Here is a 20,746-nt window from a genome sequence, read left to right as displayed (position 1 = left end):
TTGGCCCTATAGGCCAATTCACCCCCAAGGATATTTTTAGCCAGATGAAGAGCGGATCGGATCTAAAGGAAAAGTTGGTGGCGCAGGCACTGAGCGAGGGCTTTGTGTCTTGCCGGATCTGTCGACCCTGGGATGTACCGCAGGTGCCGTCACGGCTGGAGGCATTTCTTCAGGCTGAGTATCATGGGCAGATGGGATGGATGGCTGAGCGTACCCATTGGCGGGGTGATCCGGCGGCCCTGTGGCCCGAGGCGCGGTCGGTGATCATGCTGGCTGAAAGCTATGCGCCCGAGCATGATCCAACGGACGTATTCGATTACCCGGACAGGGCAGCGATTTCTGTTTATGCGCAGAACAAGGATTATCATGATCTGGTCAAGAAACGGTTGAAGCGGCTGGCGCGCTGGCTGATTGCCGAATGCGGCGGAGAAGTTAAGGTCTTTGTTGATACCGCGCCTGTTCCAGAGAAGGCGTTAGGCCATGCCGCAGGGCTGGGTTGGCAGGGGAAACATACCAACCTTGTCAGCCGAGATTGGGGAAATTGGGCCTTTATAGGCTCTGTTTTCACGACATTGGACTTGCCGGTCGACGTGGCCGAAACCGATCATTGTGGAAAATGCCGGGCTTGTTTGGATTCATGTCCAACGGATGCGTTTCCGGCCCCGTATCAGTTGGATGCGCGGCGCTGCATTTCGTATCTGACAATCGAACATAAAGGTCCGATTGAGGAAGACCTGCGCGGCAAGCTGGGCAATCGGATTTACGGTTGCGACGATTGTCTGGCAGCCTGTCCGTGGAACAAATTCGCCGTTGCGGCCAGCGATGTCCGGTACGCCGCACGGGACGATCTGAAAGCGCCACCCCTGGCGGAGCTGGCGGTATTGGACGATGCCGCGTTTCGGGCGAAGTTTTCCGGGTCGCCCATCAAACGGATCGGGCGCGATCGGTTCGTGCGTAATGTTCTGTATGCCATCGGCAATTCGGGAATGGCTTCGTTGCGACCGGTGGCGCAAGGATTGGTGGAAGATCCAGACCCAACGGTGGCAGATGCCGCGCGCTGGGCGGTCGAACAACTGGCGTAAGTGCCGCAAACAGGCTGGACGTGTCGGTCCAAACCGCTACACCCATCAGCAGCGAACAGGAAGGAGAACCCGATGGCGCTGGCTTTGGGGGTGGATACGGGTGGAACATACACCGACGCGGTGCTGATCCGGGATGAGCGTGAGGTGATCGCCTCGGCCAAGTCCCTGACCACGCGAGCTGATCTGGCGATCGGTGTGGGTAAGGCTATTCAGGCGGTTCTGGATGCGGCGCAGGTGGCACCGGGGCAGATTTCCATGGCGTCCTTGTCGACCACACTGGCCACGAATGCGCTCGTTGAAGGGCAGGGTGGACGGGTTGCGTTAATCTACATCGGGTTCAAGGATGGCGATCTGGATAAGCACGGATTGCGGGATGCGCTGAAGGGCGATCCGGCGCTGGTAATTTCCGGGGGTCACACCCATGCCGGGGGAGAGACCACGCCGTTGGATGTGACCGCGTTGGACGCATTTTTAGACTCTCATAAAGGCATATCTGGCTTTGCGGTGGCCTCGCAATTTGCCACCCGCAACCCCGCACATGAGCTGGAGGCCGCACGGATCATCACCGACAGGACCGGCGCACCGGTGACATGCTCACATTATCTGTCAGCCAAATTGAACGGCCCGAAACGGGCGGTGACGGCGGTATTGAACGCCCGTTTGATCGGGATGATCGACCGGTTAATCGGGCGCGCACAGGATCGGTTGCTGGAATTGGGCATCACCGCGCCGATGATGGTTGTGCGTGGAGATGGTGCGTTGATGAGTGCCGAACAGGCAAGGGAACGCCCGATTGAGACCATCCTCAGCGGACCTGCTGCGTCTATCGTCGGAGCCAGTTGGCTGACCGGGGCAGAGAATGCGCTGGTGTCGGATATCGGTGGAACGACCACGGATGTGGCCCTGATCCGCGATGGCAAACCTGCAATTGACCCAGCGGGCGCTCAGGTCGGCGGTTTCCGCACCATGGTTGAAGCCGTGGCGATGCGTACCCATGGTCTGGGTGGTGACAGTCAGATGCATGTGGTGACCGAAGGTTTGGGTGGCGGTGTGTTTTTGGGGCCGCGACGGGTTTTGCCGGTTTCCCTGATTGCATCTGAGGCACCAGATGTTGTCCACGCGGTTTTGGATATGCAATTGCGGTCCACAACGGTGGGCGAACATGATACCCGGTTTGCCCGCCAAGTCCCAGGCATCCACGCCGAAGGCCTGGGCGCGCGGGAAGAGGCGTTGATGGAGCGGTTGGGCAATAATGTCATGCCGCTCAGCGATCTATTGCGCACCCGGATGGAAAACGGTGCCCTGACGCGCCTGGTGGATCGCGGGATCGTTCAGGTCTCTGGCGTGACGCCTTCGGATGCCAGCCATATGTTGGGCCGGCTGGATGCGTGGGATGCGGATGCGGCGCGTAAAGCGTTGGAGATTGTCGCGCGCAAGCGTGTAGGAACCGGCGACATGTTGGCCGCATCACCGGAAAAGCTGGCGCAGATGATCGTGGACCAGTTGACCGAACAGACCGCATTGACCTTGCTAGAGAGTGCTTTTGCTGAAGAGGCCGATGACTTTGGCGTGCCCTCTGCCGATCTTGCCCGTCACGTTCTGACGCAAAAAGGGCTGGCGCGCCATCGTGGACTTTTGGCGCTGGATACAGCGTTGAATGTGGGTGTGGTGGGTCTTGGGGCCTCGGCCCCCAGCTACTACCCAGCGGTTGGGGAACGACTGCACGCCCGCATGATCCTGCCTGAACACGCGGGCGTGGCCAACGCCATCGGTGCTGTGGTCGGACGGCTGACCCTGCGCCGGTCCGGCACGGTGACATCCCCGTCCGAGGGGCGGTTCAGGGTACATCTTGAGGACGGTCCACAGGATTTCACCGAATCCGACAAGGCGCTGGACATGCTTGAATCGGTGCTGCGGGACGAGGCAGAGGGCGCTGTGCGTCAGGCCGGGGCTGCGGATATACGGGTCGTGGTTGACCGGGACATCCGCACTGCCCGTATCGAAGCGCAGGAGGTATTCGTCGAGGCTATGGTCACCGTTGAGGCCAGTGGCAGGCCCCGCGTTGCGTCGGAATAGCCCCGCAGGGGGCTACCCGTATTATTCAGCCGCGTCGCGTTTGGGCAGAACCCACCCCGCGCGCGGGAAGTGGCAAGTGTAACCGTTTGGGATACGTTCCAGGTAATCCTGATGTTCGGGCTCGGCGTCCCAGAAATCACTGACGGGCTCGACCTCGGTCACCACTTTGCCGGGCCACAGACCGCTGGCATTCACATCGGCGATCGTATCCAGCGCCACTTGTTTTTGCTCGTCATCGACAAAATAGATGGCCGAGCGATAGCTCATCCCGCGGTCATTGCCCTGACGGTTCGGCGTGGTCGGGTCGTGGATCTGAAAGAAAAACTCCAGCAATTCGCGATAGGTTATCTTGGCTGGATCGAAAAAGATCTCAATCCCTTCGGCATGGGTGCCGTGATTGCGATAGGTGGCATTGGGCACGTCACCGCCAGTATAGCCAACGCGCGTGCGCGACACGCCCGGCAATTTGCGGATCAGGTCTTGCATGCCCCAGAAACAGCCCCCGGCAAGAACGGCGCGTTGTTCGGTCATTTGATGTCCTCCACATGGATCAGGTACTCGCCATAACCTTCGGCCTCCATCTCATCGCGATGAATGAATCGCAAGGCGGCAGAGTTGATGCAGTAGCGCAGCCCGCCATGTTCACGCGGGCCGTCCGGGAACACATGTCCCAGATGGCTGTCGCCGTGTTTCGAGCGGACTTCGGTGCGGATCATACCATGGGTGGCGTCGTGAAACTCCTCCACATGCTCATGGATGATGGGCTTTGTGAAACTGGGCCAGCCGCAACCGGATTCGTATTTGTGGGTCGAGGCGAACAACGGCTCGCCCGAGACGATGTCCACGTAAATACCCGGTTCCTTGTTGCTCAGGTATTTGCCGGTGCCCGGGCGCTCAGTTCCGCTGCGCTGCGTGACGTGAAACTCTTCGGGCGACAATGCCGCGATGGCTTCGGGGGATTTAGTGAATTGGGTCATGGGTCCTCCGGTCATTAAACTTGTGGCATAATCTGGGGGCAGGGGTGCAGAATTCAAAGCCCTATTTCAGTGTCCTCGCGCAGTCGTGCAGGTGATCTGCAATCGGTTTCCGTACGTAATGAGAGCAAAGGGAGGCCATGTAATGATCAGAATGCTTCTACTAACGGCTTTGATAATGCTTGGTCGCGCCGTTCAGGCCGCGCCGCTGAGCGGAGAATTCGCGTCAATCGATGGTGGCACCATTTCGATCGCAGATTGGAGGGGACAACCGGTTCTTGTCGTCAACACTGCGTCACACTGCGGATTTACCGGACAATATGAATCTCTGCAAAAGGTGCATGAGGTTTATTCTAACCGCGGACTTGTGGTTTTGGCCGTGCCGTCAGACTCGTTCAATCAGGAGTTAGGGTCTGCTGAAGAAGTCCGGCAATTCTGCGAGTTGAATTATGGACTAACATTGCCAATGACGGATATTACGCCGGTCAGGGGTGCCGATGCCCATCTATTTTACAAGGAGGTAAAGGCGCAAACCGGGTTTGAGCCTAGTTGGAATTTTAACAAAATATTGCTCGACCCCAACGGGGAAGTCGTCGTTACATATGGTGCAAATGTGAAACCGGACTCACCAAAGCTGCTGCGTCAGGTCGAGGCTTTATTGCCCTGAGCAGGTTGGCGGGAAAGCTGCACTGCTAAAATGCCCAGTGTCGTGATCCCAACCCCGACAGCATCCAGCGGGCCTAGCTTTTCGCCCAATAGAATAGCGGCGATGGTAACGCCGAAGACCGGGTTGAGGAAATGGAAGGTCGCCGCGCGGGTGGCTCCGATCCGGTCCAGCAGCAGAACCCAGATTAGCGTGGCCAACAGGCCCGGGAACAAAGTGGTATAGGTGAAAGCCAGCGCCAGAGGCACGGTTGGGTGGATAAAGATCGTCTCGAATATGGGGGCGGCAACAAACAGAACGGCTGAGCCCACAAGCATCTGCAATCCGACTACCATCATGAAATTGCCGCCCGATGTGGCGCCGCGAATGGTCAGTGTGGCAAAAGTCAGCGCCAGCGCCCCGATACAACACAAAGCCACACCAAACAGGTCGAGGCCACCGCCGATGCGGGTGCTCATGATCAGGGCGACGCCAGCAAATCCGGCGATCAGACCCAGCACCGCAACCGGGCGCAGCTTTTCACCCAAAAACAACCATCCGGCCAAAGCGACCAGTAACGGCATGGTGGACGCGATTATAGCCGCCACCGAGGCTTCGACTGTTTGCATCGCATAGAAATTCAGACCCAAATAAAGGGCATTCTGGCAAATTCCGAACAGAATTGTAGCGCGCCACTGGGATCGGGTCAGGTGCCAGCTTTGCCCCATGGCCCGTGCGATAGCCACGCCTATCAATCCCGATATCAAGAACCGCAGTGCCAGCGAGAACAGAGGCGACGCATCGGCAACGATGATCCGGGCTGAGGTGAAAGCCGAGGACCAGATAAAAGCAAAAACCAGCCCCATGGCGATGGCGCGCAGATCCATTGAGCATCCCCCAGTCAGAACGCGGCGACTGTTTCCGAATTTCCATCAGGCCGCAAGCGCCCCTTGCCAAAAAACCACACCTTTGGGGCAAGCGTGAAAACTGCGACGTTTTTATTGATTGACCGGCCAATTAAAGATAAATGCGAAAAATCTGGCTGATTATGGGAGGTTTGTCAGTGCTTCTGGAATACATTCTGTCTTTTGGCGTCCTATTGGCTTTGGGCCTGGTCGCTTTCTTCGTAGTGAAATGGTGGAATCTGCGCTGCGTCGGTGTGACGCCTGTTCATCTGTTCACCTTCATCGCGATCCTGTTCACATCCGGTCTGGATGTCGGCCTGATCATGTTCCCGCTGACCGAGTTCGGCGGCTATGCCGAAGATCCAGCCTATGCCTTTGCCAATCCGCTGGCGATCGAGTTCGGCTTCTGGGGCTTTCTGATCTGGGCCTTCTATTTCCTGACCGCGTTCTACTTCTGCGTGATCGAACCGCGGGTCAAGTTCTTTGAGATCCCGCTGGTCAAGCTGATCAACAACGTGGTGATCATCGGCACCTGCGCCTTTACCGCCAGCCTGTTCCTGATCTACCTGCCCGGCTACCTGCCCGAGGTCGGAGACGGCGAATCCGTGGTCACCACCTTCTATGTCATCGTATTTGTGGTCATTCTGGCGGCGGCCTATTCGTCGACCGACCTGAAATACGTGCGTATCCTTTCGGTGGGCTCGACCTTTCTGTTTCTGGCGCTGATCCTTGGCATGTGGGTTGCAGCTGGCATGGGCTTTACCGGTTTTGCGGAAACCAGCAGCAATATCGGGGCCTATTTCGCCAACCTGCACAAATTCGTCCTGCCGCTGACAGACTATCACGCCTTCTACCTGTTCTGGTGGTTTGCGTGGTCGATCATGATTGGCCAGTTCACCTCGCGCTTTGTGGGTGGGTTGAAGACCTGGCAATTGCTGGCGGCACTGCTGATCTTCCCGTCGATCCCGTTGGCGATCTGGTTCACCGTTCTCTACTACTACCACCTGAACGGCATCAGCACCGCAGGCATCACCAACATCGCGATGGTGATTGTGGGCGTGACCTTTGTGATCAACTCGCTGGACTCTCTTATTAGGCTCTACACCGACAACCTGAACATGACGGTCGAGCGGTTCGGCAAGGCGATTTATGTCGCAGGCAATGTCGTGCTGCTGTTCGTGCTGACCCTGTTGTTCCAGAGCCAGTGGTTGCAGATCCAATGGATCGGAGCGGTGGTCGTCGGCCTGTACCTGGCCTGCGTGGTCTATATCCTGATCGCCAAGCGCAAAGAGGTGCTGAGCATCGACTCGATGCCCGAAGACCGCGATCTGGACTTCCACAAGGTTGAAACGGTTCACTGATCAACTTTGGCGATTAACCAAAAAACGGGCGCCAAGGCGCCCGTTGTTTCCATCGGAAAAGCAGGCAGTTTTCGCAGCATTGCAGAGTAAGATTATTGCTTTGCGTCGGCTTGTGAAATCAAATGTGTATGCATAGCTTAAGACTATGAAAAGAATAATTCTTTTACTGCTATTCTCATTGCTTGCCTTTGCTTTTGCTTATCAGTCCTATCGATTGGCGGCTCTTGAGAGCCTGAGCGGTCGACAAACTTCCTACATTCGTTTGATTGATGAAACCGCGAAAGTTGGCTGTTTGAAGAAGCACGCTTTCGTCGAGTTTTTAACATCAAAAAACTTGCACCACTGGGTTATTGACGCCGAAAGTTCTTTAGTAAGTAGTGAAAAGCTTCCAGATGAAACAGCTTTGATAGAAGTCTTATTGAGGCCAAATCCCTTCCTTGCGCCTCCAGTTTTCACGAGGTTTTATTTTGACGAGGCGGATTGCTGGTTGCCAATTTAAGTTTTAAACAGGGTTTTGATCTTTGGGTCGAAAGAACTCATCGCAATCGAAATTGCTTCTAGTCGCTAGGTGCAAAAAAAAGCGCCCAAAATACCGGAAAGAAACAACGCATAAGAGTTGTTGAAGAGCTATGAAGCCCTACCTCGTCTGTAAGGGTGATAGGAAACTTCATGCTGGAAGAAAAACGCAAAGATCTGGACTCGGAAAAACAGAAGAAACTGCTGTTTAGGCTTGTGGATGAACTCAGCCGGTCTTCGCCGGATTTGTACTATCGCTCGACCAGTGAAATTGCCGCGTATCTCGAGGCATACATTCGCAACGGGGCAAAACTGTCTGCTGATGACAGGGCTTTGATGACCCGCCTCAACCGCCGCGATTTGGAAGTGCTGCTAAGCCTGCACTGAGAGGCAAAGAAAAAGGGCCCCCAATCGGCGGCCCTCAATCGCTTGTCCGTTTAGACTGGGATCAGCCGTTCACGCTGTCTTTCAGAGCCTTCGCGATGGTCATCTTGACCACCTTGTCGGCCTCTTTCTTGAACTGCTCGCCGGTGGCGGGGTTGCGCACCATGCGCTCGGGGCGCTCGCGGCAGTAGATTTTGCCAACACCGGGCAGGGTTACCGCACCACCAGCCGACACTTCGCGGGTGATCAGGCCGGTCACGGCCTCAAGCGCAGCGTTTGCAGCTTTCTTGTCGGTTCCCATTTCCTCAGCGAGAGCAGCAACCAGCTGAGTCTTTGTCATAGGCTTTGCCATTTCTTGGTCTCCTTAACGTGCCCGATAAATAGGGCCTCACCGCGTAACTGTAACGGGATATTGTGGGCGAACACAACGAATAGTAGCGTCGAAAACCCTAAAAATAGGGGGATTTCGTTGCTTTTTTGCTTCAGAGAAAGGCCGTTTCGTCAAATGAACGCAATTTCCGGCTGTGCAGACGCTCTAACGGCATGCCGCGCAGGTGTTCCATCGCACGGATTCCGATCGCCAGATGGCGGCTGACCTGAGTGGTATAGAACGCCGACGCCATCCCGGGAAGCTTTAATTCACCATGCAGCGGTTTGTCGGACACACACAGCAATGTGCCGTATGGAACCCGGAACCGATAGCCATTGGCGGCGATGGTGGCGCTTTCCATATCCAGCGCAATCGCGCGGGATTGGCTGAGGCGTTGGACTGGGCCGGACTGATCGCGCAGTTCCCAGTTGCGGTTGTCGACCGAGGCGACGGTACCTGTCCGCATGATCCGCTTGAGTTCATAGCCTTCCAGTTCGGTGACTTCGGCCACGGCGCGTTCCAACGCGACCTGAACCTCGGCCAGGGGCGGGATCGGCACCCAGACGGGCAGGTCGTCGTCCAGTACCTTGTCTTCGCGTAGATAGGCATGGGCCAGCACGAAATCCCCCAATGCCTGGGTGTTCCGCAATCCGGCGCAATGGCCCACCATCAACCAGGCATGCGGGCGCAGGACGGCAATATGGTCGGTGGCTGTTTTGGCGTTCGACGGCCCCACCCCGATATTGACCAGAGTAATCCCGGACCCATCCTCGCGTTTGAGGTGATAGGTCGGCATTTGCGGCAGTTTCAGGGGTTGGTCCAATGTGCCATCTGGCGAGGTGATCTCGACATTTCCGGTTGAAACAAAGCTGGTATAGCCGCTTTCCGGATCGGCCAGCTGTGATCGGGCGTAGTTTTCGAATTCGGACACATAGAACTGGTAGTTGGTGAACAACACGTGGTTCTGGAAATGGCTGGGATCGGTCGCCGTATAATGCGCCAGCCGTGCCAGCGAATAATCCACCCGTTGCGCGGTGAACAAGGCCAGCGGGCCGTGATCCCCTTCGTGATCATGAACCCCGTTAACGATGTCATCATTGGTTGTTGTCAGATCCGGCACGTCGAACACATCGCGCAGCGTAAACCCGGCTGCTCCCTGATGCGGAACCACCAGGTCGGGATTGTTAGCGACGGCAAAATGCACCGGGATCGGCGTGTCCGACGCGCCGATGGACACAGGTTGGCCGTGGTTGCGGATCAAAAGGGCGATCTGCTGCGTCAGGTAGGACCGGAACAATTCGGGCCGTGTCACCGTGGTGGCATGGGTGCCGGGTTCAGAGACGTGACCAAAGCTAAGCCGGCTGTCGACCTGAGCATAGGTCGCCGTTTTGATGCGAATTTCCGGGTAATAGGCTCTGAATCGTTCGGGCGGTGCCTCCCCTTCTATTGCCTTTGCAAAGCTGTCGCAGAGGAACTGGGTCGCCTGATCGTAAATCTCTTCCAGACGAGCCACCGCCGCCGCGGGGTCGGTGAACTTCTCGGGTGTAGGAACGTCGGGTGTTCTGATTATTGTCATGCAAGGGGTTCCAAAAGGTCGATCTTTTCAAAGGTCCGCACATCCACCAGCCCAAGGTCTGAAATCCTCAATTCGGGAATCACGACTAAGGCCAGCAGCGAGTGCTGCATATACGCGTTGTTCAACTGGCAGCCGCAGGCCTGCATCGCCGCGACCATCTGTTCTGCTTTCGCCGCCACTTCAGTCGCTGGGCTATCCGACATCAGGCCTGCAATGGGCAGTTCCACCAGTGCCAGTTCCGCGCCATCGCGGAATATAGTGATGCCGCCCCCCACCTCGGCCAAACGGTTTGCTGCCAGTGCCATCTGGTCACGGTCGGTGCCGACAACGATCATGTGGTGACTGTCATGCGCCACAGTCGAAGCCATCGCCATTTTGCCTTGATATCCAAAGCCCGAGACAAAGGCGTTTGTCACCCCCCCGGTGGCGCGGTGGCGCTCGACCAGCGCGATCTGGCAGACCTCGCCTTCGCCTTCGACCAACCCGCCGATGATTGGCAGCTCGCATTTCAGCGCCTTTGTGGGGGCCTGATTTTCCACAACGCCAATCACATTGGCCTGCACACGATTGGCACCTGCGGGGGCATTGATTTCGAAATCCGCACCGGTCAGTGCGTGCCCCAAATGTACGGTGTCGCGCGCAGTACCCGGCCAGTTCAGATGCGGGCAATCTACTGAAATTGCGCCCTTTTCGGCGGCAATCTGACCGCGGGCAATGACCATCTCGATGGGCAGCTCGGTCAGGTCCGAGCTGAGAATAATATCCGCTCGCCGTCCCGGAGTGATCGAACCGATCTCACGCTCCAACCCGAAATGGGTGGCCGTGTTGATCGTTGCCATCTGCAAGGCCACCAGCGGATCGCAACCACAAGCAATTGCATGGCGCACAACCCGATTCATGTGTCCGTCATTGACCAGGGTGCCGGAATGACAATCATCGGTACACAGGATGAAATTGCGCGGGTCCAATCCTTTATTGGTGACCGCTGTGATCTGGCTTTCCACATCAAACCAAGCCGAGCCCAGCCGCATCATCGACCGCATGCCCTGCCGCACGCGGGCAATGGCATCGGCCTCGCAAGTGCCTTCGTGATCATCCGCTGGTCCGCCGGCCACATATGCTGCAAAATCAGGCCCTAAATCAGGCGAAGCGTAATGCCCACCGACTGTTTTCCCGGCTCGCTGGGTCGCAGCGATTTCAGCAAGCATCTTCGGATCGCCGTGAATAACGCCGGGGAAATTCATCATCTCGCCCAGCCCGATGATGCCCGGCCAGTTCATGGCCTCTGCCACATCCTCAGCAGTAATTTCATAACCTGTGGTCTCAAGCCCCGGTGCCGACGGCGCACATGACGGCATCTGCGTGAAGATGTTCACCGGCTGCATCAGCGCCTCATCATGCATCATGCGCACGCCGTCTAGCCCCAGCACATTCGCAATCTCATGCGGGTCGGTGAACATCGAGGTGGTGCCATGCGGAATCACCGCACGGGCAAACTCAGCCGGGGTCAACATCCCCGATTCGATATGCATATGGGCGTCGCACAGTCCCGGCAGCATATAGCGACCATGTGCTTCGATGATCTGCGTGTCGGGGCCAATGCAATGGGACGCGTCGGACCCAACATACGCGATGCGCCCGGCGGCAATGGCAATGTCGTGATCGGGTAGGGTTTCGCGGCTATGTACATTCACCCAAGTGCCGCCGCGAATGACCAAATCCGCGGCCTCCCGTCCCGCGGCAACGGCAATCAATTTAGGGGCGACATCGGGCCAGCTTGGGAAAGGTGTGTATTCCATGGCTCAACTTTCCTGAATGCAGAGAAAGGTTCAACCCCCACCGTACAGCTGTCATGAAACCGTCACGCAGCGCGTCAGCGCTGCCGGACCCAACCAGAGGAAGTGCCGCACAGCGGCAGTGACGATGGGCGGGAGTACCCCTTATCAAGACTGCGCGTCTGCCTCCATCTCGCGGCGCAACCAATCTGCAAAAGCCAGCGCCCCCGGGGTTTCTTCGGCTTGGGGTGACAATAACAGATAATAGGCTTCGGGCATTGGAGCGCGATGGGCAAAGGGGGCCACAAGCCGCCCCTGTTCGATTAAGCCGCGTGCAATAGTGTCGTGGGTCAGGCATAGCCCCCCGCCTGCCATCGCGACGGACAGGCTGACCAAATAGGTTGTCGAGTAAGTGATAGGCGGATTTCCCCAAATTAGAGCCTGTTCTTCGGCCCAATTTGCCCAGTTTGACAGCAGATTCGAACAATCGAACAACGGCTTTAGTTGCAGCGTGTCCAGCATCACTTCATAGCCCGGCGCACAGACTGGGTAATAATAATCGGTCCGCAACAATTCCGTTCGCACCATATCGGATGGGCGCAGAGAAAATCGGATTTCCACGGCGGCCCCTTCGGCCATCTCCCGCGGCTCCCATAATTCGGTAAAAATGTTCAGTTGGACTTCTGGGTGTGCCTCGCGGAATTGCGGCAGGCGCGGGGCCAGCCAATTGACGGCAAACGTGATGTTGCTTTGCACCTGAACGGCGTTTTGCTGCGCGCCTGTGACGGCTTGCGTGCCGCGGACCAGCGTTCGAAACGCCTCGCGCACCACCGGCAGATAGGTGATGCCGGCCTCGGTCAGTTCCAGCGCGCGCGGGCGGCGCAGGAACAGGGGCTGGCCCAGATATCCCTCCAACGATTTGATCTGCTGGCTGACCGCGCTTTGGGTCATGTTCAGGTCGCGGGCAGCGCCGGTGAAGGACAAGTGGCGCGCAGCGGCTTCAAACGTGCGTAACCACCCCAGCGGAGGAAGCTGTTTCTGCATTCGCATAATCCTGCCATTAGCTCAACTTATGAATTAGGACTGTTTTTTTCGTTGGTCAATTTTTTAAAGCGCAGGCAGGCTTTTCCGCAGCCCTAACTACCCTATCGGAGCCCGCAATGGCCATCACAAACCTGCGCCCCAATATCGACCACTGGGAGGACCGCGTAGATCTTGCCGCCACCTTTCGTTGGACAGAACGTCTGAACATGCATGAAGGCGTCGCCAATCATTTCAGTCTGGCAGTGAATGATGATGGCACGCAGTTTCTGATGAATGCCAATCAGATGCATTTTGCCCGTATCAAGGCCTCGAATCTGTTGCTGCTGGATGCCAATGACCCGAACCTCATGTCTCAGCCCGGTGCGCCTGACCCAACCGCGTGGGGATTGCATGGCTCGATCCACCGCCATTGCCCGCATGCGCGCTGTGTGATGCATGTGCATTCGATCTTTGCCACCGTTCTGGCCTCGCTGGCCGACAGTCGCCTGCCGCCGATCGATCAGAATACGGCCACCTTCTACAATCGCTATGTGGTGGATAACGAATTTGGTGGTCTGGCCTTTGAAAGCGAAGGTGAGCGCTGCGCGTCAATGCTGTCGGATCCGCAGAAGAAGGTCATGATCATGGGCAACCATGGCGTGTTGGTGATCGGAAGCGATCCCGCGGATGCGTTCAACCGGTTGTACTATTTCGAACGCGCGGCCGAAACGTATATCCGTGCGCTGCAAACCGGCCAGCCGTTGCGCGTGTTGTCGGATGAGATTGCCGAAAAGACGGCACAGGAACTGGACGAGTATCCCGACCAGGCCGATGCGCATCTGCGTGAAATCAAGGCTCTGCTGGATGCCGATGGCTCAGACTACGCCTCATAAAGGGTAATGCTATGACTGATTCCACTCAGGACCCCGAAGCCGCCCGCTGGAATTACCACCCCGAGGGGCCAGTGGGATTGAACCCGTTGTTCAACTGGCCCCCGCGCCCCGCTGCCGTGCTGAAATGGTATAGCGGTGCCTGGTTGCAGATCACGTCGCTGACTCTGTGCTTGGTGGTGGCGGTGACAGCCTATGTACTCTTTTTCCCAGCGTTAGAGACGATGACAAGCTTTGCACCCGGCTGGATGTTCCGCATTTGGCTGCTGAACATGGTGCCTCAGATTCTAATCGCGGGTGGTCTGCACTGGTGGCTGTACATGCGCAAAGGGCAGGGCATGTACAAAAAGTTCGACCGCCGCGACCTGACCCGCAGCAACGGCACGTTCACCTTTCGCAATCAGGTTTGGGACAATATCTGGTGGACGCTGGGCAGCGCGATGACAGTCGCGACAGTGTATCAGTGGATCATCTACTGGGCGATGGCGAACGGCTATGTGCCCACCGTAACTTGGGCCAGCGCACCGGTCTGGTGCGTGGTTTGGCTGGCATTCATACCGATGTGGTCGGGATTGCATTTTTACTGGGTGCATCGGCTGGAACATCACCCCAAGCTGTATAAACACGTGCATGCCGTGCATCACCGCAACGTAAATACGGGGCCGTGGTCAGGCATTTCAAACCATTGGTTCGAAAACATCCTGTACTTCACCACCTACTTCATCCACTTGATCGTGCCCTCGCATCCGCTGCACCTGCTGTTCCATGCCTATTTCCAACAGGTCAGCCCGGTCCTGTCGCATTCCGGATTTGAAAAGCTGCGTGCCCGGGAAACCGATGCCGCCCGCGCAGGGGACTTCTTCCACCAGCTGCATCATCGGTATTTCGAGTGCAACTACGGCACCTCTGAGATTCCGTTCGACAAGTGGTTTGGCACCTATCACGACGGCTCGGCCGAGGCGACGACGCGGACGCGCGCTTTCAAAAAGCAGATGTATACCTGAAAGGTCAGCTCCGCTCGAACAAGGCGATCAGAGCGGTATCATCCTTGTTGGGGCCTGCGGCGAGGTCCCCATAGATGCGCACCTCGGGCAGGGTCAGGTTTCGAATCTGGCCCTGCGCCATTTTATGCAAGGTTTCGGCAAAGCCCATTTTTTCATAGTGTTTTGCGTTGATCGACAGGGCGAACTGTGCGCCGGGGCGGGCGATGCGCAGCAGGGCGGGCAGGGCCTCAGGGCCCAGATGGCCATGGGTGAAAGTGCCCGAGGATACGATGCCCGCATAGCTGTCGCGCGGGACCGGGATACCCTGGTTCAGGTCTGCCTCAATCGCATCGCGGTAGATATCCTTGCGCATGGCCTGATCCAGCATTTCGGCGCTGATATCCGTGGCGTCAATTGGCCCGACGCCCAGACCGGCCAGAACCGCACCGCACAGTCCTGTGCCTGCGCCCACATCCAGAACCGGGCCTTGCCCACCCGCGCTCACAAAGGCACGGGCCGTATGGATGTGCAGTTGATAGTCTTCAAGTGCTGCAAAGGAATCGTCATAGTCCCCGGCCCACTCGGCATAGAGCCGTTTGTGTTCTTCCGGTGAGTCCAGGGCATAGGCAGCGTGCAGATTGGGTGTTTTGTCACTCATACTCAAAAGAAAGGCGCATTGAGGGATTCGAATCAAGTATTCCGGCGCAATTGCTTGCATCCGCCGGGATTGCGGATCATCTAAGGCGCCATGACAGGAACTCTTTTTTCGTTCGGCCACGGATATTCGGCGCAAGCCTTGTCCCAGCTACTTGAACCACAAGGTTGGCGTATCTGCGGCACCACACGCGACCCGGCCCAATCCCCCGCTATTCGCGCATCCGGAGCAGACCCGCTGGTCTGGCCAGGGCAGGTGCCGAATCTGGACGGGGTGACGCATTTGCTGATTTCGACGGCGCCGAAAGCGGACGGAGACCCGGTGCTGGCTGCCCTGCAAGATGAGATTTCTGCGCGGGCTGCGCAGTTTGAATGGGTGGGATACCTGTCGACGACCGCAGTCTATGGCGATCATCAAGGCGCATGGGTGGATGAAACTACCCCGCCTGCGCCCACGGCTGAGCGTGGCAGATGGCGGGTGAAGGCTGAACAGCAGTGGATGAGCATCCCTGATCTGCCCACACATATTTTCCGGCTGGCGGGCATCTATGGTCCCGGTCGCGGTCCGTTTTCCAAGCTCAAGCGGGCGGGGATGCGGCGTATTATCAAGCCCGGTCAGGTGTTTTCGCGCATTCACGTCGCGGATATCGCACAGGTTCTGGCCGCCTCGATGGCCGCGCCCAACCCTGGTGCCATATATAACGTCTGCGATGATGAGCCGGTGCCACCGCAGGACGTGATCGCCTATGCCGCTGAGTTGCAGGGCCTGCCCTTACCGCCAGAGGTGCCGTTCGACGAGGCTGATCTGACCCCAATGGCCCGCAGTTTCTATAACGAAAACAAGCGGGTCAGGAATGATCGGATCAAGGACGAACTGGGCGTACGTCTGCTTTATCCTGATTACCGCACCGGGCTTGAGGCCCTGATGAAAGACACCTGACGCTCAGCCAGCAGCCTTGATCAGTTCAGCGGCCTTTTCGGCAATCATGATGGTGGGAGCATTGGTGTTGCCGGACACCAGCGTCGGCATAACCGAAGCGTCGATCACGCGCAGCGCATCAATACCACGTACGCGCAATTCCGGGTCGACCACGGCCATGTCATCCAAACCCATTTTGCAGGTCCCGACCGGGTGATAGATCGTGTCGGCGCGATCGCGGATGTGGTTTTCCCAATCGGCATCGGTTTGCGCGGTTTCGGTTCCGAACATTTCCTTGTGCCGATACTTCTCCAGCGCCGGGGCCTGAATGATGTCACGCGTCATCCGCGCGCCCTTGATCAGCGTTTCCAGATCACGGTCGTCAGACAGGAACGCTGGATCAATGGCAGGGGCGGCGAATGGGTCGGCGCTGTGCAGCCCCACCGTGCCCCGGCTTTCGGGGCGCAATTTGCAGACGTGGCAAGTAAATCCGTGACCGTAATGCAGTTTGCGGGCGTGATCGTCGACCAAGGCAATAGTGAAATGCAGCTGAATATCAGGCCGATCCAGATCAGGCGATGTTTTCAGAAAAGCCGCCCCTTCGGCAAACGGCGTGGCCGCCATTGAAACGCCGGTCTTACGCCAACGCAGCAGGTGCCGCAGCAGGTTCACCGATGCGGTCGCCCCGATCCCGAAATTGTCAGTGTCTTTTGTTTTGTAGGACAGAATAAAATCTAGGTGATCCTGCAGGTTCTGACCAACGCCGGGCAGGTTATGGCGCACCGTGATGCCGTGTCGGGCAAGGTCCGCGCCATCCCCAATTCCTGACAGTTGCAGCAATTGCGGAGATTTGAGCGCACCGGCACAAATCAGCACTTCTCGTCTGGCCGTAACCGCGATGTCGGGCCCTTTGCCTTTTTTCTTGTAGATCACGCCGCTCGCGCGCTTGCCGTCGAATGTCAGCTCTTTTGCCACTGCATGAGTGATGACTTTCAGGTTCGGGCGGTCCATCACCGAAAAGACATAGGCCGCAGCTGCTGAACAACGCTCTCCATTTCGGACCGGGTCGTGAAATTGTGTCACTTGGTAAAGGCCGACCCCCTCATTGTCGCCACGGTTAAAGTCATGCGTGCGGCGGTGCTGCAATTGTTCGGCTGCGCGGATGAAATCATGAGTGATCGGGCGCGGCTCTTTTTGGTGTGAAACCTGAACCGGACCGCTGTCACCATGCAGATCATCGGCTCCGTCCTCATTGTTCTCGGATCGTTTGAAATAGGGTAGCACGCTCTCCCAATCCCAGCCGGTGCAGCCCAGATCGGACCAGCCGTCATAGTCCTGACGCTGCCCCCGTATGTAAAGCATCGCATTGATGGCACTGGACCCACCCAGTGCCTTGCCGCGCGGCTGATACCCCCGGCGTCCGTTCAGGCCCGGCTGCGGCACGGTCTCGAACGCCCAGTTGTTGATCTTTGGCCGCCCGGGCAGGGCAGCGACCACGGCCGAGGGCATACGGACCAGAATACTGTCGCCACGACCGCCGGCCTCAAGCAGGCAAACGCGGGTGTTTGGGTCGGCGCTGAGGCGATTGGCCAGTACCGAACCCGCGGACCCGCCGCCAACGATGACGTAGTCGAATTCCATCTTGACTCCCTCAGTGCCGGATCGGGCATGGCTATGCCTGTAACCTTCCGTGGGTCTGACTGTGGCGCAGCGGTCGAAAAAAACAATTGGCGCTATTAGGATGTGACCCAAGGTTATTTTGTGGTGCTGCCGGTGAACGGGTCGTAACGCAGTGGATTATGAAAATATCATAATCATTTCCTATCACATTCATCATTAAACAAAACTTTTATGCATGATTTTGATTTGCTACTTCTGGTGGTGACAAGACCAAAGAGTCGCCGATCCCCCCGAGCGAAAAACGCGTGCCCCTGGGCGCGCGTTAAGGGCGGGTAAAGGTGTCATCTGCATGAGTTCTTGATCGACCAAGTTTGAACCGTGCGAACCTGCCGGAAATTAGCCAGGAATGGAGATCGATATGGATGGAAGTGATAACCCCAAAACGGGCGGATGCCCGGTGATGCATGGCGCCGGAACCCGGTCAAACCGGGATTGGTGGCCCAACCAACTGAACCTGTCGATCCTACACCAGCATGCGCCCGCGTCGAACCCGCTTGGGGGCGATTTTAATTACGCGGAAGAGTTCAAGAAGCTGGACATGAAGGCGCTGAAGGAAGACCTGTACGCGCTGATGACGGATTCTCAGGATTGGTGGCCGGCAGATTACGGTCATTACGGTGGACTGTTCATCCGGATGGCTTGGCACAGCGCCGGAACGTATCGGACCGCAGATGGCCGTGGTGGCGCGTCGACCGGCAACCAACGCTTTGCGCCGCTGAACAGCTGGCCGGACAACGGCAACCTGGACAAGGCGCGCCGTCTGTTGTGGCCAATCAAACAGAAATACGGCAATCAGATTTCCTGGGCAGATCTGATTATTTTGGCCGGTAACTGCGCCATCGAATCCATGGGTGGCAACACCTTTGGCTTTGCCGGTGGCCGCGAAGACATCTGGGCACCCGAAGAAGACATCTATTGGGGTACGGAAACGGAATGGCTCGCTCCGACAGACAATCCCCATAGCCGCTATTCAGGCGAGCGTGATCTGGAAAACCCGCTGGCCGCCGTGCAGATGGGCCTGATCTATGTGAACCCCGAGGGCCCCGACGGGCAGCCTGATGCGTTGGCCTCTGGTCGTGACATCCGCGACACGTTTGGTCGGATGGCAATGAATGACGAAGAGACAGTCGCATTGGTCGCGGGTGGTCACACCTTTGGCAAGGCACACGGCGCAGGTGATCCCGATCTAGTTGGTCCGGAACCCGAGGCTGCGCCGATCGAGGAAATGGGCCTTGGCTGGATAAACAAGTTCGGTTCGGGCAAGGGTGACGACACCACCACCAGCGGGATCGAAGGGGCGTGGACCGCGAACCCGATCCAATGGGACAATGGCTATTTCGACCTGCTGTTCGGCTATGACTGGAACCTGACCAAAAGCCCCTCGGGCGCCTGGATCTGGGAACCGGTCGGCGTGAAAGAAGAAGATATGGCCCCTGCGGCGCATGATCCGTCGAAAAAGGTCAAGACAATGATGACAACGGCGGACATGGCGATGCGCATGGACCCGATCTATGGCCCGATCTCAAAGCGGTTCCACGAGAACCCGGAAGAGTTCGCGGACGCCTTTGCCCGTGCCTGGTTCAAGCTGACCCACCGCGATATGGGCCCGCGCTCGAACTATATCGGTGATGAGGCCCCGACCGAAGAGTTGCTGTGGCAGGACAATGTACCGGCCGTGGATCACGACCTGATCGACGACACGGATGCGGCTGACCTGAAGAGCAAGATTCTGGCAGCCGGCCTGTCGGTCTCTGAACTGGTGTCGACCGCCTGGGCTTCGGCCTCGACATTCCGCGGGTCGGACAAGCGCGGCGGAGCCAATGGCGCCCGCATCCGTCTTGCGCCGCAGAAAGACTGGGACGTGAACGAACCGATGAAGCTGTCCAAAGCGCTGGATGCGTTGGAAGGCGTTCAGAAAGCGTTTAACGATGCGCAGTCGGGCAACAAACGGGTCTCTTTGGCCGATGTGATCGTTCTGGGCGGTGCAGCCGGTATTGAACAGGCCGCCAAAGCGGCGGGTCATGAGGTTCAGGTACCGTTCGCCCCGGGCCGCACAGATGCGACGCAGGATCAGACGGATGTCGAGTCGTTCTCGGTGATGGAGCCATTTGCAGACGGCTTCCGGAACTATCAAAAGTCCGACTACAGCGTATCGCCCGAAGAACTGTTGATCGATCGGGCGCAGCTGCTGGCTCTGTCAGCCCCGGAAATGACGGCGTTGGTTGGCGGGCTTCGGGTAATGGGCGCGACGTTCGGCGACACAACACATGGTGTGTTCACTAACAACGTCGGCACGCTCAGCACCGATTTCTTTACCAACCTGCTGGACATGGGTACCGAGTGGAAAGCTGCGGGCAACGGCGTCTATGAAGGCCGCGACCGCACCAGCGGGGCGGTCAAGTGGACCGGAACACGTGTTGATCTGGTCTTTGGGTCAAACTCGCAACTGCGAGCGCTGGCCGAGGTCTACGGTCAGGCCGATGCCGGGGGCAAATTCGTCTGCGACTTTGTCTCGGCCTGGAACAAGGTGATGAACGCGGATCGCTTCGATCTGTCGTAAACACGCGACTAACGTAATGATTGCGTCGTCCGAAGAGACTCGGGCGGCGTTTTCTTTGGCCCAGCCCCGGGGCGCATACCAAGCATTGGGTACGATTCCGCCCATAGATCAACCCTTCCCCCAATTTCAGTGGCCTGTAAGCGGGTTTTTCCCACGAATTGTTAAGTTAACTTATTGATTTCATTAAGGTGGGTAAGTTTCTGAGGGGAAAAGCGTAGTTTTTTCAAAATGGGGGTTGCAGGTCCCAGACCTAATCCGTAAATACCCCTTCACCGGCGCTGCTGAGGCGGTGTTGGGACGCTGGAGACGGCGGAGACGCTCAGGAGAGACTGGGGGCATCTTGAGGGATTTGTTAGGCGGGCGCGCTGAGGTTAT

The 20,746-nt window shown here is 57.5% G+C and carries 19 protein-coding genes; 10 read left to right on the top strand and 9 right to left on the bottom strand.

The features are described from left to right. The first annotated feature begins 44 nt into the window (after window positions 1–44). Both queG and ACR0AJ_RS20235 read left to right on the top strand, forming a co-directional pair. Complete coding sequence (gene queG, locus ACR0AJ_RS20240) at window positions 45–1,082, top strand: tRNA epoxyqueuosine(34) reductase QueG (RefSeq protein ID WP_480741775.1); 1,038 nt, start codon at window positions 45–47, stop codon at window positions 1,080–1,082. Window positions 1,083–1,154: 72 nt separating this feature from the next. Further along, window positions 1,155–3,158, top strand: coding sequence for a hydantoinase/oxoprolinase family protein (locus tag ACR0AJ_RS20235; protein WP_480741773.1), 2,004 nt, complete (start codon window positions 1,155–1,157; stop codon window positions 3,156–3,158). A 21-nt stretch (window positions 3,159–3,179) separates the two neighbouring features. On the opposite strand, the gene msrA is transcribed toward ACR0AJ_RS20235, so the two are convergent. Together msrA and msrB are read right to left on the bottom strand one after the other, a co-directional pair. Further along, on the bottom strand, window positions 3,180–3,689 hold the full coding sequence (gene msrA, locus ACR0AJ_RS20230) for a peptide-methionine (S)-S-oxide reductase MsrA (protein ID WP_170349476.1): 510 nt from the start codon (window positions 3,687–3,689) through the stop codon (window positions 3,180–3,182). Beyond that, on the bottom strand, window positions 3,686–4,135 hold the full coding sequence (msrB, locus tag ACR0AJ_RS20225; protein ID WP_170349474.1) for a peptide-methionine (R)-S-oxide reductase MsrB: 450 nt from the start codon (window positions 4,133–4,135) through the stop codon (window positions 3,686–3,688). Before msrB ends, msrA begins: the two co-directional genes overlap by 4 nt. Before the next feature lie 142 nt (window positions 4,136–4,277). On the opposite strand from msrB, the gene ACR0AJ_RS20220 reads away from it, so the two are divergent. Further along, a complete protein-coding gene (locus tag ACR0AJ_RS20220) occupies window positions 4,278–4,799 on the top strand; it encodes a glutathione peroxidase (RefSeq protein ID WP_480649347.1) in 522 nt (173 codons plus the stop codon). Here the strand turns inward: ACR0AJ_RS20220 and ACR0AJ_RS20215 are convergent. Then, the gene (locus tag ACR0AJ_RS20215) at window positions 4,775–5,662 is read right to left on the bottom strand and encodes a DMT family transporter (RefSeq protein WP_170515191.1); all 888 of its coding nucleotides are present in this window, start codon (window positions 5,660–5,662) and stop codon (window positions 4,775–4,777) included. The genes ACR0AJ_RS20220 and ACR0AJ_RS20215 overlap by 25 nt on opposite strands. Window positions 5,663–5,844: 182 nt before the next feature. On the opposite strand from ACR0AJ_RS20215, the gene ACR0AJ_RS20210 reads away from it, so the two are divergent. The 3 genes from ACR0AJ_RS20210 to ACR0AJ_RS20200 all read left to right on the top strand — a co-directional run bounded on the left by ACR0AJ_RS20210 (window position 5,845) and on the right by ACR0AJ_RS20200 (window position 7,944). Then, the gene (locus ACR0AJ_RS20210; protein WP_170349838.1) at window positions 5,845–7,041 is read left to right on the top strand and encodes a BCCT family transporter; all 1,197 of its coding nucleotides are present in this window, start codon (window positions 5,845–5,847) and stop codon (window positions 7,039–7,041) included. A 145-nt stretch (window positions 7,042–7,186) separates the two neighbouring features. Further along, a complete protein-coding gene (locus ACR0AJ_RS20205; protein WP_480649344.1) occupies window positions 7,187–7,540 on the top strand; it encodes a hypothetical protein in 354 nt (117 codons plus the stop codon). Between the two features lie 170 nt (window positions 7,541–7,710). Continuing rightward, window positions 7,711–7,944 carry a hypothetical protein gene (locus ACR0AJ_RS20200; RefSeq protein WP_480664474.1) on the top strand — a complete coding sequence of 78 codons (234 nt, stop codon included), beginning with the start codon at window positions 7,711–7,713 and terminating at the stop codon, window positions 7,942–7,944. A 61-nt stretch (window positions 7,945–8,005) separates the two neighbouring features. Here ACR0AJ_RS20200 and ACR0AJ_RS20195 read toward each other — a convergent pair whose 3' ends face one another. From ACR0AJ_RS20195 to ACR0AJ_RS20180, 4 genes are all read right to left on the bottom strand, one after another. Further along, window positions 8,006–8,293 (bottom strand): HU family DNA-binding protein, encoded by a 288-nt coding sequence (locus ACR0AJ_RS20195; protein WP_170349467.1) that lies wholly within the window; start codon window positions 8,291–8,293, stop codon window positions 8,006–8,008. A gap of 130 nt (window positions 8,294–8,423) precedes the next feature. Next, on the bottom strand, window positions 8,424–9,887 hold the full coding sequence (locus tag ACR0AJ_RS20190) for an AMP nucleosidase (RefSeq protein WP_480741770.1): 1,464 nt from the start codon (window positions 9,885–9,887) through the stop codon (window positions 8,424–8,426). Beyond that, complete coding sequence (ade, locus tag ACR0AJ_RS20185; RefSeq protein WP_170349462.1) at window positions 9,884–11,686, bottom strand: adenine deaminase; 1,803 nt, start codon at window positions 11,684–11,686, stop codon at window positions 9,884–9,886. The genes ACR0AJ_RS20190 and ade overlap by 4 nt, the downstream gene beginning before the upstream one ends. A 144-nt stretch (window positions 11,687–11,830) precedes the next feature. Next, window positions 11,831–12,706 (bottom strand): LysR family transcriptional regulator, encoded by an 876-nt coding sequence (locus ACR0AJ_RS20180; RefSeq protein WP_170349460.1) that lies wholly within the window; start codon window positions 12,704–12,706, stop codon window positions 11,831–11,833. Between the two features lie 116 nt (window positions 12,707–12,822). Here ACR0AJ_RS20180 and ACR0AJ_RS20175 point away from each other — a divergent pair, with 116 nt between their 5' ends. Together ACR0AJ_RS20175 and ACR0AJ_RS20170 are read left to right on the top strand one after the other, a co-directional pair. Beyond that, window positions 12,823–13,578, top strand: a complete 756-nt coding sequence (locus tag ACR0AJ_RS20175; protein WP_480741768.1) for a class II aldolase and adducin N-terminal domain-containing protein — start codon at window positions 12,823–12,825, stop codon at window positions 13,576–13,578. Between the two features lie 11 nt (window positions 13,579–13,589). Continuing rightward, window positions 13,590–14,579: a sterol desaturase family protein gene (locus ACR0AJ_RS20170; protein ID WP_170349457.1), complete on the top strand. Its 990-nt coding sequence runs from the start codon at window positions 13,590–13,592 to the stop codon at window positions 14,577–14,579. Window positions 14,580–14,583: 4 nt separating this feature from the next. On the opposite strand, the gene ACR0AJ_RS20165 is transcribed toward ACR0AJ_RS20170, so the two are convergent. Beyond that, window positions 14,584–15,216, bottom strand: coding sequence for a class I SAM-dependent DNA methyltransferase (locus ACR0AJ_RS20165; protein WP_170349455.1), 633 nt, complete (start codon window positions 15,214–15,216; stop codon window positions 14,584–14,586). A gap of 90 nt (window positions 15,217–15,306) precedes the next feature. Between ACR0AJ_RS20165 and ACR0AJ_RS20160 the strand changes: the two genes are divergently transcribed. Then, the gene (locus ACR0AJ_RS20160; protein WP_170349453.1) at window positions 15,307–16,152 is read left to right on the top strand and encodes an SDR family oxidoreductase; all 846 of its coding nucleotides are present in this window, start codon (window positions 15,307–15,309) and stop codon (window positions 16,150–16,152) included. Between the two features lie 3 nt (window positions 16,153–16,155). Here ACR0AJ_RS20160 and ACR0AJ_RS20155 read toward each other — a convergent pair whose 3' ends face one another. Continuing rightward, entirely contained in the window at window positions 16,156–17,772 is a 1,617-nt protein-coding gene (locus ACR0AJ_RS20155) for a GMC family oxidoreductase (RefSeq protein WP_480741766.1), read from the bottom strand. A gap of 397 nt (window positions 17,773–18,169) precedes the next feature. On the opposite strand from ACR0AJ_RS20155, the gene katG reads away from it, so the two are divergent. Further along, a complete protein-coding gene (gene katG, locus ACR0AJ_RS20150; protein ID WP_480741764.1) occupies window positions 18,170–20,371 on the top strand; it encodes a catalase/peroxidase HPI in 2,202 nt (733 codons plus the stop codon). The last annotated feature ends 375 nt before the right edge of the window (window positions 20,372–20,746 follow it).

The sequence above is a fragment of the Ruegeria sp. CJ9 genome (assembly GCF_056536625.1).
Note: the sequence above shows the minus strand (reverse complement) of the source record. Positions and strands in the feature narration are given on the sequence as shown.

What these genes read in the sequence shown, in the direction of transcription:
- msrA (WP_170349476.1), bottom strand. Translation starts at nt 3,689, where the DNA reads ATGACCGAACAACGCGCCGTTCTTGCCGGGGGCTGTTTCTGGGGCATG.
- ACR0AJ_RS20160 (WP_170349453.1), top strand. Translation starts at nt 15,307, where the DNA reads ATGACAGGAACTCTTTTTTCGTTCGGCCACGGATATTCGGCGCAAGCC.
- queG (WP_480741775.1), top strand. Translation starts at nt 45, where the DNA reads ATGAAGAGCGGATCGGATCTAAAGGAAAAGTTGGTGGCGCAGGCACTG.
- ACR0AJ_RS20200 (WP_480664474.1), top strand. Translation starts at nt 7,711, where the DNA reads ATGCTGGAAGAAAAACGCAAAGATCTGGACTCGGAAAAACAGAAGAAA.
- ACR0AJ_RS20155 (WP_480741766.1), bottom strand. Translation starts at nt 17,772, where the DNA reads ATGGAATTCGACTACGTCATCGTTGGCGGCGGGTCCGCGGGTTCGGTA.
- ACR0AJ_RS20220 (WP_480649347.1), top strand. Translation starts at nt 4,278, where the DNA reads ATGATCAGAATGCTTCTACTAACGGCTTTGATAATGCTTGGTCGCGCC.
- ACR0AJ_RS20190 (WP_480741770.1), bottom strand. Translation starts at nt 9,887, where the DNA reads ATGACAATAATCAGAACACCCGACGTTCCTACACCCGAGAAGTTCACC.
- ACR0AJ_RS20175 (WP_480741768.1), top strand. Translation starts at nt 12,823, where the DNA reads ATGGCCATCACAAACCTGCGCCCCAATATCGACCACTGGGAGGACCGC.
- ACR0AJ_RS20170 (WP_170349457.1), top strand. Translation starts at nt 13,590, where the DNA reads ATGACTGATTCCACTCAGGACCCCGAAGCCGCCCGCTGGAATTACCAC.
- ACR0AJ_RS20205 (WP_480649344.1), top strand. Translation starts at nt 7,187, where the DNA reads ATGAAAAGAATAATTCTTTTACTGCTATTCTCATTGCTTGCCTTTGCT.
- ACR0AJ_RS20180 (WP_170349460.1), bottom strand. Translation starts at nt 12,706, where the DNA reads ATGCAGAAACAGCTTCCTCCGCTGGGGTGGTTACGCACGTTTGAAGCC.
- ACR0AJ_RS20215 (WP_170515191.1), bottom strand. Translation starts at nt 5,662, where the DNA reads ATGGATCTGCGCGCCATCGCCATGGGGCTGGTTTTTGCTTTTATCTGG.
- msrB (WP_170349474.1), bottom strand. Translation starts at nt 4,135, where the DNA reads ATGACCCAATTCACTAAATCCCCCGAAGCCATCGCGGCATTGTCGCCC.
- ACR0AJ_RS20195 (WP_170349467.1), bottom strand. Translation starts at nt 8,293, where the DNA reads ATGGCAAAGCCTATGACAAAGACTCAGCTGGTTGCTGCTCTCGCTGAG.
- katG (WP_480741764.1), top strand. Translation starts at nt 18,170, where the DNA reads ATGGATGGAAGTGATAACCCCAAAACGGGCGGATGCCCGGTGATGCAT.
- ACR0AJ_RS20235 (WP_480741773.1), top strand. Translation starts at nt 1,155, where the DNA reads ATGGCGCTGGCTTTGGGGGTGGATACGGGTGGAACATACACCGACGCG.
- ade (WP_170349462.1), bottom strand. Translation starts at nt 11,686, where the DNA reads ATGGAATACACACCTTTCCCAAGCTGGCCCGATGTCGCCCCTAAATTG.
- ACR0AJ_RS20165 (WP_170349455.1), bottom strand. Translation starts at nt 15,216, where the DNA reads ATGAGTGACAAAACACCCAATCTGCACGCTGCCTATGCCCTGGACTCA.